General features: G+C 65.5%; 16 protein-coding genes. 5 read left to right on the top strand and 11 right to left on the bottom strand.

Going from position 1 to position 13,889, the window contains the following annotated elements:
• Window positions 1-143 precede the first annotated feature (143 nt).
• The 11 genes from HMPREF3162_RS05150 to HMPREF3162_RS05105 all read right to left on the bottom strand — a co-directional run bounded on the left by HMPREF3162_RS05150 (window position 144) and on the right by HMPREF3162_RS05105 (window position 8,961).
• Window positions 144-944: an SDR family NAD(P)-dependent oxidoreductase gene (locus tag HMPREF3162_RS05150; RefSeq protein WP_070574224.1), complete on the bottom strand. Its 801-nt coding sequence runs from the start codon at window positions 942-944 to the stop codon at window positions 144-146.
• Window positions 934-1,185, bottom strand: coding sequence for a hypothetical protein (locus HMPREF3162_RS05145; protein WP_070777123.1), 252 nt, complete (start codon window positions 1,183-1,185; stop codon window positions 934-936). Before HMPREF3162_RS05145 ends, HMPREF3162_RS05150 begins: the two co-directional genes overlap by 11 nt.
• A gap of 133 nt (window positions 1,186-1,318) precedes the next feature.
• Window positions 1,319-3,034 (bottom strand): IS1634 family transposase, encoded by a 1,716-nt coding sequence (locus HMPREF3162_RS05140; RefSeq protein ID WP_218079172.1) that lies wholly within the window; start codon window positions 3,032-3,034, stop codon window positions 1,319-1,321.
• Window positions 3,035-3,164: 130 nt separating this feature from the next.
• Complete coding sequence (locus HMPREF3162_RS05135) at window positions 3,165-3,815, bottom strand: AfsA-related hotdog domain-containing protein (RefSeq protein ID WP_070777121.1); 651 nt, start codon at window positions 3,813-3,815, stop codon at window positions 3,165-3,167.
• Window positions 3,812-4,177: a hypothetical protein gene (locus HMPREF3162_RS05130; protein ID WP_070574221.1), complete on the bottom strand. Its 366-nt coding sequence runs from the start codon at window positions 4,175-4,177 to the stop codon at window positions 3,812-3,814. The genes HMPREF3162_RS05135 and HMPREF3162_RS05130 overlap by 4 nt, the downstream gene beginning before the upstream one ends.
• A 46-nt stretch (window positions 4,178-4,223) precedes the next feature.
• Window positions 4,224-4,976 (bottom strand): ABC transporter permease, encoded by a 753-nt coding sequence (locus HMPREF3162_RS05125; RefSeq protein ID WP_070574219.1) that lies wholly within the window; start codon window positions 4,974-4,976, stop codon window positions 4,224-4,226.
• A gap of 1 nt (window position 4,977) precedes the next feature.
• The gene (locus HMPREF3162_RS05120; RefSeq protein WP_083304133.1) at window positions 4,978-5,721 is read right to left on the bottom strand and encodes an ABC transporter permease; all 744 of its coding nucleotides are present in this window, start codon (window positions 5,719-5,721) and stop codon (window positions 4,978-4,980) included.
• Window positions 5,721-6,629, bottom strand: coding sequence for an ABC transporter ATP-binding protein (locus HMPREF3162_RS05115; RefSeq protein WP_070777120.1), 909 nt, complete (start codon window positions 6,627-6,629; stop codon window positions 5,721-5,723). Before HMPREF3162_RS05115 ends, HMPREF3162_RS05120 begins: the two co-directional genes overlap by 1 nt.
• Before the next feature lie 337 nt (window positions 6,630-6,966).
• Window positions 6,967-7,089: a keywimysin-related RiPP gene (locus HMPREF3162_RS11780; protein WP_176745899.1), complete on the bottom strand. Its 123-nt coding sequence runs from the start codon at window positions 7,087-7,089 to the stop codon at window positions 6,967-6,969.
• A gap of 7 nt (window positions 7,090-7,096) precedes the next feature.
• The gene (locus HMPREF3162_RS05110; RefSeq protein ID WP_083304132.1) at window positions 7,097-7,837 is read right to left on the bottom strand and encodes a response regulator; all 741 of its coding nucleotides are present in this window, start codon (window positions 7,835-7,837) and stop codon (window positions 7,097-7,099) included.
• Window positions 7,834-8,961: a sensor histidine kinase gene (locus HMPREF3162_RS05105; protein ID WP_176745898.1), complete on the bottom strand. Its 1,128-nt coding sequence runs from the start codon at window positions 8,959-8,961 to the stop codon at window positions 7,834-7,836. Before HMPREF3162_RS05105 ends, HMPREF3162_RS05110 begins: the two co-directional genes overlap by 4 nt.
• Before the next feature lie 248 nt (window positions 8,962-9,209).
• On the opposite strand from HMPREF3162_RS05105, the gene HMPREF3162_RS05100 reads away from it, so the two are divergent.
• The 5 genes from HMPREF3162_RS05100 to HMPREF3162_RS05085 all read left to right on the top strand — a co-directional run bounded on the left by HMPREF3162_RS05100 (window position 9,210) and on the right by HMPREF3162_RS05085 (window position 13,861).
• Window positions 9,210-11,048, top strand: coding sequence for an asparagine synthase-related protein (locus tag HMPREF3162_RS05100; protein ID WP_070574215.1), 1,839 nt, complete (start codon window positions 9,210-9,212; stop codon window positions 11,046-11,048).
• Window positions 11,049-11,053: 5 nt separating this feature from the next.
• The gene (locus HMPREF3162_RS05095) at window positions 11,054-11,311 is read left to right on the top strand and encodes a lasso peptide biosynthesis PqqD family chaperone (RefSeq protein ID WP_070777119.1); all 258 of its coding nucleotides are present in this window, start codon (window positions 11,054-11,056) and stop codon (window positions 11,309-11,311) included.
• The gene (locus HMPREF3162_RS05090) at window positions 11,308-11,751 is read left to right on the top strand and encodes a lasso peptide biosynthesis B2 protein (RefSeq protein WP_070574212.1); all 444 of its coding nucleotides are present in this window, start codon (window positions 11,308-11,310) and stop codon (window positions 11,749-11,751) included. The genes HMPREF3162_RS05095 and HMPREF3162_RS05090 overlap by 4 nt, the downstream gene beginning before the upstream one ends.
• 55 nt (window positions 11,752-11,806) lie before the next feature.
• Entirely contained in the window at window positions 11,807-11,929 is a 123-nt protein-coding gene (locus tag HMPREF3162_RS11645) for a keywimysin-related RiPP (protein WP_176747339.1), read from the top strand.
• Window positions 11,930-12,109: 180 nt separating this feature from the next.
• Complete coding sequence (locus tag HMPREF3162_RS05085; RefSeq protein WP_070777118.1) at window positions 12,110-13,861, top strand: ABC transporter ATP-binding protein; 1,752 nt, start codon at window positions 12,110-12,112, stop codon at window positions 13,859-13,861.
• The last annotated feature ends 28 nt before the right edge of the window (window positions 13,862-13,889 follow it).

The raw sequence follows: 13,889 nt of genomic DNA, 5'->3' as shown, positions 1-13,889 counted from the left end.
TCACAGTAGACGGGGCGCAAGTGGGATTAGCCACATTTGGTAACTTGTGATTGATCCGGGCTAACACCTCACATGATGTCAGGATCTAGCCGCCCACTCGCCCTGCTCGCGAGAATCGGCTCAATGTCGACATCGTCCGCGTGTCAAGCCTCACGGTCGAGTAATGCAGACACCGAGTTTTCACGCCTTCCCCGCGCGCCTAGAGTGCTGCCACCACTTACGTCCAGCCCAGTACCGGTGGTGCGAGAGGACTCATCCGAGAGGAGGAAATGCACTCCGGCGGCGACATCCGCTGGCTGCGACACGTTTCCAAGAACTGAGAAGGACGACATGTACTCTCGAACGCGCTCGTCGCCGAAGGCTCGATGCCCGTTGTTCGTGAACCCGGGGATTACGTAGTTGACACGTACACCCGAGGGCGCGATAGCTTCGGCCATATTAACCGTCAACGACTCCAGGGCAGCCTTGCTCATCGCGTAGACCAGATCCCCCGAGCTAGAAAAATGAGCACTCGCTGAGGAGACGTTCACGATGGCCCCTCCCGTGCGGATTCGCGGCATAAGCGCCTGGGATAGGAACAGCGGCGCTTTCACATTGATGGCGAAGTACTCGTCGAAATCCTTGGGAGTCGTGTCCAAGAACGAGGGGCTGAGCAGCTTCGCCGCGTTGTTGACGAGTCCGTGGAGCACCAGACCGTCCTCTTCGGCACGAGCAGCCTCCGCAGCGATGCGGTCGACCGCGTCCTGCTCGCGGAGGTCAGCCCGGACGAGCGAGAGATGTCCACCCGCGTCGTTCACCCGGTCTCGGAGGTGTTTGGCCTTCTCTTCGCCGCGGTGATACTGCGCGATGATGGCGTAGCCCTCCGCGACGAGCCGGCTGCAAATCGCCTGCCCGATCCCTCCCGAGGCGCCGGTCACGACGACAACTCTCCCTTCAGTGCTCATCAGCCACTCCCTCCTGCACTTTGGCAGCTAGTGCAGGTACACGCGTACCCGCGAACGCTGCCTTGCCTACGCCGTCTTGCATGAGCCGTCCTGCGACATTATCGCCTTCGGTCTTCTGCAACCGGATGATCGGTCGCGGCTCGAGTTCGGTGTAGTGAAGGAACTCAAGCTGCAGGGATCTCAGCTGAGGTTCGCCTGTGGTTGCCCCGAGGATGCGCTCGAGGGCGCACACGACGCTCATTGCGGAGACGTGGTCAGACCGGGGTTCCGCAGAATTGGTTGCGTCTAGAGACATGAATGTGCGATTTGGCCTGCGGTAACAGCCTCTGCGGCAGGTGCAGGGCGTGTATCTAGCGTCCGAGAGGGTGGGGGGGTCAGGCCGCGGGGGTCATCGCCGTCAGACGCTTCGGGGCCTGCAGTCCGGCGGTGGCGAACAGCTGGTTCTGCTCGGCGGTGGGCCGGGTCAGAGTCTGAACGGTGCCGTCGTCGCCTGCGAGGGTGACCTGGTGGATGCGTTGGACCTGGCGACGGATCTGGTTCCAGGTCTGGTCCGTGCGGTTCTCCAGCAGTCGGATCATCAGCAGGCCGAGCCAGCACAGGGTGACGTGGGAGCGGATGCGGTCCTCGCGGCGGTGGAACACCGGCCGCAGGTCGAGCGTGGATTTCATGTCGCGCCAGCCGCGTTCGACCTCGAGCAGCTGCTTGTAGCCCAGCGCGATGTCCTCCGCGGACAGGTGCGGGTTCGAGGTCCGCAGCAGGTACTTCCCATCCAGGTTCGCTTCCCGCTCGATGGCCTTCTTGTCGATCCTCAGCAGTCCCGAACTGGTGGTGCGCAGGTACCGGTTCAGCCCGGGCATCGTGGAGATCTTCCCTCGGATCTCGGCTCGTTTCGTCGTGGAGAGCCGGTCGGTGCCTGCGATCAGCGTCGTCAGCTTGGTGAGCATCTCGGCGCGGGTGTGGGCATCACGGTCGGCCTGTTCGGGGTTGGAGCAGACCACGAACCGATCCGCCGCCCCGGTCGTCTTCGCGATGTTGACCTCTTTGACGTGCAGGTTCGCCCGGATCTGCCGGTACTTCCCCGGCCGGGACAGAGCCGCTCTCGCCTCGGGAGAGTTGGAGCGGAGCTTCTCGCCGAGGATGTAGCCGTCCCCGCCGGCCATCAGCTCCCGCCGGTTCGCCGCGGAGGTGAACCCGCGGTCAGCGGCATAGACGATCCGGGACAAGGACCAGTCCCGCAGCTCGCTGCGGACCTGGCGGATCAGCGCCGAATCGGAGGTGTTGCCCGGCCAGCACCACACCCGGATCGGGATCCCGGTGCGGGTGACGGCCATGCCGATCACGATCTGGGGCAGGTCATCGCGGTGGTCCTTCGACTTGCCGTGGGTGCGGAACGCACCAGTGCTCTCCGCCTCGGCGGCCTCGGAGTCCTCGGCGGTGGGCCGGCCGGTCTGGTCGCGGACGACGGGCTCGTCGGAATCGGCCTCGAAGTAGGTGGAGGTGGTGTCGAAGAACAGCAGGTCCACCTCCAGGTTCAGCAGGTCCGCGACCTGGTCGAACACCGCCTTCTCGAACCCCTCACCAGCCGCGTGGAGCCAGTCCATCGCCCGGTAGCAGGCATCCTCATCGATCTCCCCAGCGACCTCGGCCAGGCCCGGGATCGCAACGTCGTGGTTCATCCACTCGGCGGCGGCCAGCTTCGAGGACGGAGCCAGCGCCCGCGAGGCCACCAGCGCGAACAGGGTCCGCTCCAGCGCCCCCAGGTCCCGCTTGCGCCCCCGACCCGTCTGCGCGGCCTTGGTGATCACCGTGTCCAGACCCAGCTGTCGCCAGAGCCCGTCCAGCAGCAGCGCCCCGCCCGCCGGGCGAGAATCCACCGGCTCCAGGGACGAGGTGGCCGCTCGGTCGTCGTCGGGCTCGCCCAGATACCGCTGCACCGAACCGACCAGGCGGCGTAGTCCCTCCTCGTCGACCTGACCAGCCCGGCCGAAGGAGTGCAGCACCTTGGGCACCGAGCGGGCCTTGACCGGATCCCACTCGTTGTGCGCCAGCTGCACATAGCTGACCTCACTGGTCCGCGTGCGCCGCTTCACCGTCCGAATGTACACACCTAGATACTAACGCAAGCAGCCCTGTACGACGCCGTAGCGACACGCAAAGTGTGTATCTAGGCGAAACGGCTCGTGACCCTAGCCCTCCAGCGTCCCCGCGCAGGTCGCAAGGCTACGACCCTCCCGCCCTGGCTCCAGAACCCCCGAATTCTGCGGAACGTCGGTCAGAGGCGTGATCCGAGAGAATCGGGTCGGTGTCATCTATAACGAACGGGTGGTCGTGCCATATCTCCGGTGATTCCAGGTCCCGGTCCCCGTGATCTGGCGTCCCGATCGGGTTGCGTTGGCGCAGCCGTTCGTAGACCGGGCGTGGAATGAATCGAGCCCGTGTCCGGCCCTTCGCAACGCGGCCGTCCTGCGTGACGATGGTGTACTCCTGATCGAGTCGCCTGCGCGCGCCCCGGTCGGAGTTCGTCACCGTGACGTTGACGATGCCGGATACCGGGATCCTCTCGACGTGTTCGTGCAACCGCAGTTCGATGAGGTCGAGGACGAACACGTGGTCGTATGGGATGCCGAGGCCACGGTGGACGTGAACGATTCCGGCTTGTCGCTGGACCTCCATCAAGGTGGACAGGTGAAAAGTACTGACAGTGCCCGGGATGCTGTAGGCGGCGGTGAGGCCCCCGTGCGGCTCGAGGCGTGCAGTGCGTGTCCACACGGCGAATGGGTTCCTCTTGTGCGTCTCGTGCTGCGTGACGCGAGTCATCGGATCGGGGCCTTCCGCGTGGTTCACGGGCTGGGCGTATGCGCGCGTGGTCATTGCACATTCTCCCAGGCCGAGGGCAGGAAGATGTAGTAGCTCACGATCGTGTAGATGACGGCCGCGACGAAGACGACGATGGCGGCGATCAGCGCTCCGACACCGAGTTTCGGGGTGCCCGTGCTAAGTCGGATACCGTTCCAGGCCGATCCTGCCGAGAAGATGGCGAGGATCGCAGCGAAGTGCGGCATGACGATTGCGCCGATGACCGCCAGGCCGCTCATGATGAGTGAGGACCAGATCCACCCGCGGCCGCCGCGGTTGTGCTGGCGCTGGTCGGCGTCGACAGGGGCAGCAGCGCTCGGTGTGGGCTCGGGCTTGGGGCTGTTCCAGAAGTCGGGCTGGTTCTTCGGGTCATTCATGGTGATTCTCCTTGGGATCGTAGGTACTTGAAGGGTCGAGAGTGCGTCAGGTGTGTGCGTCGGTGCGCTCGAGGACGAGGGTGTTGGCCGCGGTGAGCACGGCGGAGAGCACAAGGGACGCCGCAGTGATGATTGCGAGCACAGCGGCCGTGATCTCGCCGGTGTCGGCGAAGTTCCCGGTGCCGAGCTGGGCGGCGCGGCTGACGGTGGCGTAGGGGCTGACGAAGATCGCAGGGTCGATCCCGACGACGAGCAGGAACGTGGAGAACCCGGCCCCGAGGAAGGCGACGGCGACGGGGGCGGCGAACGACCGCATCTGCATCGACAGCCACGACTGCAGCACGGCGACCGGGATCGAGGCGATGACGATGGTGACGGAGACCGCCAAGTATTGCGGGGGAAGGAACCCTGGCAGGCCGAAGACAAGTTTGCCCAGTACGACGGTCGAGGCCGTGGCAATGATCTGCATGATCGCGGCGAGCACGGCGACCACTCCGGCTTTCGCCAGCACGATCCTCAGCGAGGAGGTGGGCCCTGCCATGAGGGCGTTCCAGTTGCTCCCGCGGTGCTCTGTGCGCCAGACGAGGGAGGCGAGGATGGCGATGCCCACGGAGAGCGGGAACAGCCCGTAGAACACGATCGAGCGCATCCACAGCGTGTGCCAGCCGTCTTCGAGGGCGCGGCCGTCGATGAGGGTGATGATCGACCCGGAGGCGACCATGATGATGGGCAGCAGGACGGCGACGCCCCAGCTGAGCGAACGCTTGAGCTTGATGAGCTCTGCGGCGAAGACCTTCATCTCAGACCTCCTGACGGTCGAACGAGCGGGCGAACAGTGCGAACACGACAGCGGCGACCAGGCCGAGACCGGCAACGCTGAGATAGCTGGGGGTGAGCGGCGCGAGTTCGCCGTCGACGTAGCCGGCGGCGGTGGAGAGCGCGTAGTAACCCCACGGAGTCAGGTGTGCGAGCCAGACGGGCACCGCTGTCGAGAACATCGCCAGGACGACGCCGAGCAGTCCGATGCCGATGCCGACAAGCTGGTTCTCGACCCGGGCGGCGAGCACGATGTGCAGTGCCAGGAGGGCGAGGTTGACCACGAGGATGCACAGCGTCAGCCCGATCCATCGATCTGCCGGCCACGGTGCCGCGATCCCGAAGGCAAAGCCGGCCGCGGCGAGCACGAGGCTGGAGCCGACCGTGACACCGGTGATGAGGATCCCCAGCGCCAGGAACTTCGCGCGGCAGAGCCGTCCAGGCGCGAGCGCCGAGGTCGCTGACATGAGCCAGCCGCCGCCCTGGTGCTCGGCGTCGACGAGCCGGCTGGCGATCACGGCCAGCAGCAGCGGCGAGACGAGACTGACTCCGGAACCCATGCCCAGAAGCAGCGTGTTCCACGCCGACTCGGTGGACACGTCGAAGTCGGGGGTGAGCACGCCGGCGTACAGGCCGATCACGACCACGACGACGAAGAGAACGGCGACTAGGAGCAGCACATGCAGGTGCCGCATCTTCGCGAACTCATTGACCAGCGCCCGCCCCATCACAGCCCACCACCGGCGGTCAGGCCCATGAACACGCTCTCGAGGGTCTGCTCGTCGCGGCGCACCCCGTGCACACCGATCGCCTCGCCGACCAGTCCTGTGACGATTGCTGCGACGGCGTTGTTGGTCTCAACCCCGGAGAGACGGACCGTGCCGTTCTCAAGCCGCGCCCCATGAGGCCGCGCGAGCATGGCCTGCGCCCGCCGCGGGTCGGAGCAGTCGATGAGCAGATCGGGCGTCGCGGCGGAGAACAGCTCAGCCCGCGTGCCCTGGAAGATCATCTTTCCCTGGCTGAGGATCCCCAGCACGGTGGCGGTCTTGTCGACTTCGCCGAGGAGATGGGACGAGACCATGACCGTAACGCCGCCGGCGGCGAGCCGCCTGAGCAGGTCGCGGATCTCTTCGATGCCCGCGGGGTCCAGGCCGTTGGTAGGTTCGTCGAGAATCAACAGCTTAGGCTGTCGCGCCAGCGCCATCGCGATGCCCAGGCGCTGCTTCATCCCGAGTGAAAACTCGCGGACCTTCTTGTTCATCTGGTCCTGCATGCGCACGGTCCGGACGGCGAAGTCGATGTTCTTGTCGTCCAGATTGAGCAGGCGCTGGACGATGCGCATGTTCTCGGCGCCGGTGAGGTGTGCGTAACCGGGCGGGGACTCGATGAGCGAGCCAATCTGGCCGAGCAAGCCGCGGCGCGTGCTGCGGTCCATGGGACGGCCCAGCACGTGGGCCTGTCCGCTAGTGGGCCGGATGAGCGAGAGCAGCATCTTCATGGTCGTGGACTTGCCCGACCCGTTCGGGCCGAGGAACCCGTAGACGCTACCCTCGGGGATGCGTAGGTTGAGCTTGTCGACGACGGTGCGGCTGCCGTACGTCTTTGTGAGATTCTCAGTGGCGACGATGTAGGACATGCATCCACTCTCGTCCGCACCGCGTGCGATGTCGTCTCGCAGCAGGACTATCTTTGGCTAAGCATTCTGAGTACCGCGCGGTGAGCCGTAAGCACCACGCTTATCTGTTCGGTCCTGAATGAGCCTCTTACTTTCATCGCCCGGGTTTCAAGAGTTCAGAGAATCAACCGGATGGTGAGGCGGTGCTCGCTGCGAACGGAGAGGATTCCCCGCCGCGGCGAGCACCGCCAACTGCGACGTGCTCAGCACGAGACCTGATTTCATGACGCGGCAACGCCACGATGCGGCCTTCGCAATTCAGCCCTCACCAGGGCTGTCACCGTAGGGTCGTCTTCGGTCACGGGTTGTCGCGGTCGAAGAACGGGAGTGCCTCTTCCAGGTACGGGAGGAACGGCAGTCCACCCGTGTCCTCGTGGAAGCTCCCGACGTCCGTGATCTGCGGAGTCTGGTACGTCTTCATCGCTGTCTCACCTCCTCTCGTCTGATCGGTACTGGGACGGCGAACTGCTTGCTTGCGAACGCTCGCCCTCCGAGGTTCGGTCATGGCCGACCAATCCAACCTGGTAGGCCATGACCACCGCCTGCGCTCGGTCGCGCAGACGGAGCTTGGCGAGGATCCGGCCGACGTGCACACGCGTCGTGCTTTCGGCGATCACCAGCTCCTCAGCGATCTCACCATTGGACAGTCCCTGCGCGATGAGGCTGAGCACCTCCCGCTCGCGGTCCGTGAGTACGTCGAGCTCTCCCGCATCGCGCTGCGGGGCCTCCTCCGGGCGCAGAGCGGCAAACCTATCCAGGAGTCGGCGCGTGGTGCTGGGAGCCACCACGGCGTCGCCGTCATGGACGTGACGAATCGCGGTGACCAGCTCGTCCAGAGGCGCGTCCTTGAGCAGGAAGCCCGAAGCACCGGCCCGGATCGCGTCGTAGGCGTGTTCATCCAGGTCGAAGGTCGTGAGCACCAGCACAGGTGGGCCCCCGGCCTCCCGAATGCGTCGAGTCGCCTCGACGCCGTCCATCCGCGGCATCCTCACGTCCATGAGCACGACGTCCGCCTTGACGGTGCGCAGGAGGTTGATCGCCGCCATACCGTCCTCGGCGTCGCCCACGACCTCGAACTCCGGCCGGGTGCTCAGCACCATCCGGAAGCCCTCCCGGTACATCTCCTGGTCGTCGACCAGCAGCAGGCGGATCGGTGAATGGTTGCTCATGTCGTCCCTCCGATCGGTAGCACGGCGTGCACCTCGAAGCCTCTCTGCGGCCGTGGCCCGGTCTTCAGCCAGCCGCCGTAAGCTGTGACTCGTTCTCGCATCCCCACCAGGCCGTGTCCCGACCTCGATGCGGGCGCTTCCGCGTTCACCCCGGCGCCGTCGTCAGCGATCCGGAGGTCGATGACAGCGTCGCGATAGGTGATCGCGACCATGACCAGGCTCAGCAGCGGGCCTCCGTGCTTCCGGGCGTTCGTCAACGCCTCCTGCACGATGCGGTAGGCCGCCAGGTCAACGCCCGTAGGCAGTTCGACCGGGCTTCCTGTCACCGTGAGGTCCACCCGCATGCCGGTCGCACGGTTCTCCTCAAGGAGCCGCTCCAGCGAGTCCAACCCCGGCTGCGGAGCCCGCAGCGCGGCCTCGTCGTCACGGAGAACATCGAGCATCCGGCGCATCTCCGCCATCGCCTCTCGCCCGGTATCGCGCACCCTGGCCATTGCTCGACTCGCCTCTTGGGGTGCGGACTCGGCGGTTCGGGCTGCACCGTCGGCCATGACGACCATCGTGCCCAGACTGTGCGAGACGATGTCATGGATCTCCCGGGCTATCCGGGCTCGTTCTTCCGCCGCCGAAATCGCGGCCTGCGCGTCCCGTTCGCGTGCGAGCTGGTCCGCGCGCTCCCGGAGAGCCTCGAGGCGACCGCGCCGATGACGGGCAGCAACCCCGAACATCGCCACGCACACAGCGGCCAGGACGATGACACCGACTTCACCGATGCGCATCATGCCCGCCTCGATGAAGGCCAGACCGCCAACGACCGCCCACACGCACACGGCGGCGAGCGCCGAGGCGACCACTGTCCACCCGAACCTGGTGGCGAGGGTGAACAACAACAGCGCGGACATCGTCATCGATCCCGGCGAGAGGCCAAGGCCCAGCAGGAGCAACCCCCAGGCTGCGACCGACACGATGCCAAACGTGACCAACGGCCAGCGACGACGCAGCGGGAATACCGCGCACATGGCGACGGCGGCGATGAAGGCTGCGATGGCACCCGGTCCCAAGCCGCGCTGGTAGGAGACCAGGGCGATGTACATCGCCTCGTAGCCGAGGACGAGGATGCTCACGAGCGAGTCCGTGACCCACCGATGCTGCTGGAGCCACGCTCCAGAAGCCGTCAGCTTCGTCTCCATCGGGACCCTCCGGCACTGCTGGCTCGATGAGCCGCTGGCGTCAGCGCACATCGATCCATGCAGCCTGCGCTTCCGGGCGACCCAGGTTCGACATCCAGGCTAGGCTCCGTCATCATGGTTGACAAGTTGGGCGCGCAACTAAATACTCGGATCAAGCACCAGCTGCTACGGAAGGAGCGGTCATGGAACTCCCGGAGTCCTTCGCGGTCGCCTTGCCGGACGCCGACGCATCCGGCCCGATCGCTGCGCGGCTCGATCAACGAGCGAGCCTCGTGCTTGACCATGCGTCGGGCCGTCCCTGGATCCGCGCCCGTCTTCGCGCTGATCCGGTGGTTGTCTCGGACTCGGGTGCGACGCGGTTGGTTCTCATCGGGCCGACCTCGGCGACTCAGCGCGATCTCGTCTCCCTCACTGGTCTCGGACGCGACGTCGCCGGGATCATCGAGAGGGTTCATCGGTTCCATGGGAACTTCGCGATGTACCTGAGCGTCGACGGCCGTACCGTCGCTTGTGGGACGGTGAGCCAGAACCGCAGGCTTTTCCACTCGACGGTCAACGGTGTGACGCTGATCGGTGATCGGGCTGATGTTCTCGCCCAGCTGGGTGAGCGCACGATCAGTCCAGTGGCTGTGGGCATGCGCCTGTTGCCGAACCTCCCGCACCCGCACAATGACTTTGCGATGTGGGATGAGGTGCATCCGGTCGCCGGTGGCGCCTACATCGACGTGGATTCGGGTGGCACCAGAACCTCCACGCGGACCTGGTGGACACGGCCCGCTCCTGAACTCTCCAGGGACGAAGGGGCTGGTCTCCTCCGCGATGCGCTCGACTCGGCGCTGGCGGCTCGTACGGGTTCTGGCGTGGCGGTGTCCGCCGACCTTTCCGGCGGACTGGACTCGACGCCGGTGTGCTACTTCGCGTCGCAGGGTCCTTCCGGGGTGTTGGCGCGAACGTTCTACACCGACGACCCGGGCGGTCGCGAGGATCTCCACTGGGCTGAGCGGGCACTCGTGGCTATGCCGGGTGTCACCGAGCACGAGATCATCTCCGTCGACTCTCTGCCGGACTTCTACGGCGGGCTCGAGGACTTGCACCTCGGGCTGGACGAGCCATCGCAGACGTTCATGGCCGCACCGCGTCTGCTCGCGATGGTCGCCGGGGATGTCGAACGCGGTGTCGGCATCCATTTCACCGGAATCGGGGGCGACCATCTCTTCCGAAGCGTCGCCGCGTGGGATCACGATCTCGCCAGGTCCAAGCCCATGACTGCATGGAGGCGAGCGCGAACCGAGGCACGAGCCAATCGTGTGTCTTTCCGGACGACACTGCGGCAGCTCACCGACCGGCAGGACTATGCGACCTGGCTGAGAACCGCACTCCGTGACGCCAGTCAGCGGTCGGACACGATCGCCCCTCCTGGGCTCAGCGACTGGGGCGCGCCGCTGGCCTTCCCAGCATGGATGACCGACGACGCGGTCGACGCCGTCATCGCCAGGATGATCGAGCTGGCCAGCGACGCATCCAGTCTCAGCAGCAGCGTGGCCGAGCATTTCGACCTCTACACCATGCACGAGGCCGGGCGTGTAGCCAGGGGCATGTCCTATCTCGGCCAGCCCGACGATGTCTTGTTCGACTCTCCGCTCATCGACGACCACGTGATCGAAGCCGTCTTCGCCGTCAGGTACGACGAGCGCGACACCCCGATGGAGTGGAAGCCGCTGATGAAGGAGGCGATGCGGGGGCTGCTACCGGATGACTACCTGCACCGGGCGACGAAGGTCGGTGGAGGACCACAGGCTGTACGTGGTTACGCCAAGCACTACCCGACGCTCGCTGCGATCTGGGAGGAGTCCGGTGTCCTGGACCAGGGCCTAATCGACCGACAGGCCCTGGTCGAAGCCAGCCGGCCCAATGACACGCGGATCCCCTCGCCGATGGTCATCACCCTGACCAATCTCGCACTGTTCCTCCGCGATGTCCATCATTCCCCCGTCCCACAGAGCAGTGAAGAAGCGAGGTAAATGCCATGCCGCGGAAGAACGATTCCTCTCCCAAGGTCCACGTCGTCGACACCGAGTACGGTCAGGTGCTCCTCAACGAAGCGGACGGCGCCTATCTGCACCTCAATGCCACCGCGGCGCTGATCAAGTCTCGACTCGACGCTGGTGATGACACGGACGCGATCGTTCGTGCGCTGGTCGACGAGTACGACGTGGACGCCGACACCGCTCGCCGCGACGTCGAGGCCTTCTGCCGCGCGCTGGACGAGAAGGGGCTGCGATGAGCTACGTACTCCCTCGCCAAGTAGTGCCGGTGAGATTCCCTCGAAGGGTGCTCATCCAGCTCACTGTCCGTGTCGCCTCGATCATCCAAAGGCGCGACTCCGCCCGTCTGCGCGAGCTGCTGACCACGATTGCGTGTCGAGCCCGCCCCGCTGCCTACGAAGAGACGAACGCTATCAAGGAACAGGTCCTGACGGCGAGCCCCGAGTGCCGCGGGAACGATGCCTGTTTGACCCGTTCGATCACGATCGCGCTGCTCTGCCGTTTGCGCGGCAGATGGCCGTCCTGGTGTGTCGGGGTGTCCTTGACGCCCCCGTTCACCGCACACGCGTGGGTGGAAGCGGAAGACCGCGTCGTCGAGGACATCCTGCTGGTGGGCGACTACCGGACGTTCTACAAAGTCGAGGCCGGTCGTTCCTCAAGGAGCGCGGCCCGTCCCTGAGCTTGCCCTGGCGACCGCCAGGGCATCCCACGATCACGGAAAGGAGGTGAGCATCGTGAAGAAGGCATACGAGAGCCCCGCGCTCGTCGAGCTCGGCGACTTCCACGCCAGCACGGGAGAGTTCCCCTGGGCGCCGGAGATCGAGACGGTTCTCCCGATCCGGGACTTCTCCGCGTGAGCAGTCCCGCCGATCATCGGACGGAAGGTCCCGCGAGCTCTTGCTCCCTGACATCTGCTCCGATGCCTGATCCAGGCAGTGGTTCGGGCAATCCGATGGGCGGTGACCGTGGTGCAACCACCATGGTCACCGCCCATCCCCTGCACAGCAGCGCCCAGCATCACGGGAGGAGGTGGGGACATGACCCGCACGACACAGGATTCTGCTGCCCTCGTCGCTCTACTTCCGCTCGTGAAGGCACGCACCCGGCCCCTTATCGCTGTCGCGGTGCTCTCCGTTCTCACAGCTGCCACAACCCTGGCTCAGCCACTCGTGGTGAACAGGCTCATTACCCTCTTCGGGTCCGGGCACCTCGCAGGGTGGGTGGCACTGCTCATCGCCTTGCTGCTGCTCGGCTCCATCTTGGCAGCCCTGCAGAAGTACCTCCTGACCCGAACTGCCGAGCAGACCGTTCTCGACCTGCGCAAGCGGATCGTCCGTCGGATGATCCGTCTGCCGCTGCGGGTCTACGACACCAGCCACAGCGGCGACCTGACCACCCGTCTCAGCGCCGACACATCGATGGTCCGCGCCGTGTTCACCGGGGGCGCTGTCGACGCGGTCGGAAGCGTGTTCCTGTTCGTCGGTGCGATCATCGCCATGGCGACCATCGACCCGCCCATGCTCGTCGTGGTCCTCGCCGTCGCTGGTACCGGAGTGGCCGTCGTCATCCTCGCCTCCCGCCGTATCCGCAGCTCGACGGTAGCCGCCCAAGACGCTGTAGGCAGGCTCGCCGCAAGCATGGAACGCGCCCTTTTCGCCATCCGCACGGTGAAGGCGACCCGCGCAGAATCGCAGCTCGAGAAGGGCATCGTCGCTGACGCGGAAGAAGCGTACGACCGAGGTCTCAGGATCGCTCGCACGGAGGCCCTGCTATCTCCCGTAAGCGGCGTCGTCGTACAAGCCGCGCTACTCATCGTCATCGGAATCGGCGGGATGCGTGTGGCCTCCGGCGCGCTGTCTCTCGCCGATCTGGTCACATTCGTCCTGTTCCTGTTCATGCTCATCAACCCCCTAGGGCGCGTCTTCACGTCGCTGGTCACGATCCGTGGCGCGCAGGGCGCGATGGAACGGATCAACAGGCTCATGGGGATCCCGATCGAAGGAGAGGGCGAGCGCCCCAGTGGTGGTGCAGTCGAAGCAGACGGCGCAGACACACGCACGCCGCACCTCTCGGTTCAGCACGTCACGTTCTCCTACGACGATGGGGCTCCTGTCCTCGACGATGTGTCCTTCAGACTGGAAGAAGGCGCCACAACCGCGATCGTCGGCCCCTCGGGGTCAGGCAAGTCGACCTTGCTCTCGCTGATTGAGCGCTTCTACGAGCCAGACTTCGGACGGATTGAGCTAGGCGGCGAGGACATCAGCACCGTCGATCGTGATCACCTCCGAGGCCGTATCGCCTACGTCGAGCAGAATCCTGTGGTTCTCTCCGGCACCGTGCGCGAGAACCTGCAGCTGGGCTTCCCGACGGTCACCGAAGAGGCATGCCAGGAAGTCCTCGACATGGTCAACCTCCGCGAAAGATTCGAGCGCGACGATGGCCTCGACACGGTGTTGGGTGAGCGCGGAGTCAACCTCTCCGGCGGGGAGAAGCAGCGCCTCTCGCTCGCTCGAGCCCTGCTCAGCCCCGCCCAGCTCCTCCTCCTTGACGAACCGACGTCAGCAATGGACTCCGGCAACGAAGAAGCCATCCAAATCGCGCTTAAGCAACTCGGCGGCACTCGTACGATGATCGTCGTCGCCCACAGGCTGGCAACGGTCCAGCAGGCAGACCAGATCATCGTCCTTGACGAAGGCTCGGTCGCCGCCGTCGGGGACCACCAGGAGCTACTCAGGACCTCGAGCCTGTACCAGGGGCTTGCTAGGAACCAGTTCGTGAGGGACCGATGACGGGCATCGTCGAAGCATGCAGGAGCCC

The sequence above is a fragment of the Brevibacterium sp. HMSC07C04 genome (assembly GCF_001815905.1).
Classification (GTDB): Bacteria; Actinomycetota; Actinomycetes; order Actinomycetales; family Brevibacteriaceae; genus Brevibacterium.
This window is presented reverse-complemented; position numbering and strand designations above follow the sequence as displayed.

What these genes read in the sequence shown, in the direction of transcription:
- HMPREF3162_RS05095 (WP_070777119.1), top strand. Translation starts at nt 11,054, where the DNA reads ATGCCGCGGAAGAACGATTCCTCTCCCAAGGTCCACGTCGTCGACACC.
- HMPREF3162_RS05110 (WP_083304132.1), bottom strand. Translation starts at nt 7,837, where the DNA reads ATGAGCAACCATTCACCGATCCGCCTGCTGCTGGTCGACGACCAGGAG.
- HMPREF3162_RS05145 (WP_070777123.1), bottom strand. Translation starts at nt 1,185, where the DNA reads ATGAGCGTCGTGTGCGCCCTCGAGCGCATCCTCGGGGCAACCACAGGC.
- HMPREF3162_RS05100 (WP_070574215.1), top strand. Translation starts at nt 9,210, where the DNA reads ATGGAACTCCCGGAGTCCTTCGCGGTCGCCTTGCCGGACGCCGACGCA.
- HMPREF3162_RS05125 (WP_070574219.1), bottom strand. Translation starts at nt 4,976, where the DNA reads ATGAAGGTCTTCGCCGCAGAGCTCATCAAGCTCAAGCGTTCGCTCAGC.
- HMPREF3162_RS05090 (WP_070574212.1), top strand. Translation starts at nt 11,308, where the DNA reads ATGAGCTACGTACTCCCTCGCCAAGTAGTGCCGGTGAGATTCCCTCGA.
- HMPREF3162_RS05150 (WP_070574224.1), bottom strand. Translation starts at nt 944, where the DNA reads ATGAGCACTGAAGGGAGAGTTGTCGTCGTGACCGGCGCCTCGGGAGGG.
- HMPREF3162_RS05120 (WP_083304133.1), bottom strand. Translation starts at nt 5,721, where the DNA reads ATGGGGCGGGCGCTGGTCAATGAGTTCGCGAAGATGCGGCACCTGCAT.
- HMPREF3162_RS05085 (WP_070777118.1), top strand. Translation starts at nt 12,110, where the DNA reads ATGACCCGCACGACACAGGATTCTGCTGCCCTCGTCGCTCTACTTCCG.
- HMPREF3162_RS11780 (WP_176745899.1), bottom strand. Translation starts at nt 7,089, where the DNA reads ATGAAGACGTACCAGACTCCGCAGATCACGGACGTCGGGAGCTTCCAC.
- HMPREF3162_RS05115 (WP_070777120.1), bottom strand. Translation starts at nt 6,629, where the DNA reads ATGTCCTACATCGTCGCCACTGAGAATCTCACAAAGACGTACGGCAGC.
- HMPREF3162_RS05135 (WP_070777121.1), bottom strand. Translation starts at nt 3,815, where the DNA reads ATGACCACGCGCGCATACGCCCAGCCCGTGAACCACGCGGAAGGCCCC.
- HMPREF3162_RS05130 (WP_070574221.1), bottom strand. Translation starts at nt 4,177, where the DNA reads ATGAATGACCCGAAGAACCAGCCCGACTTCTGGAACAGCCCCAAGCCC.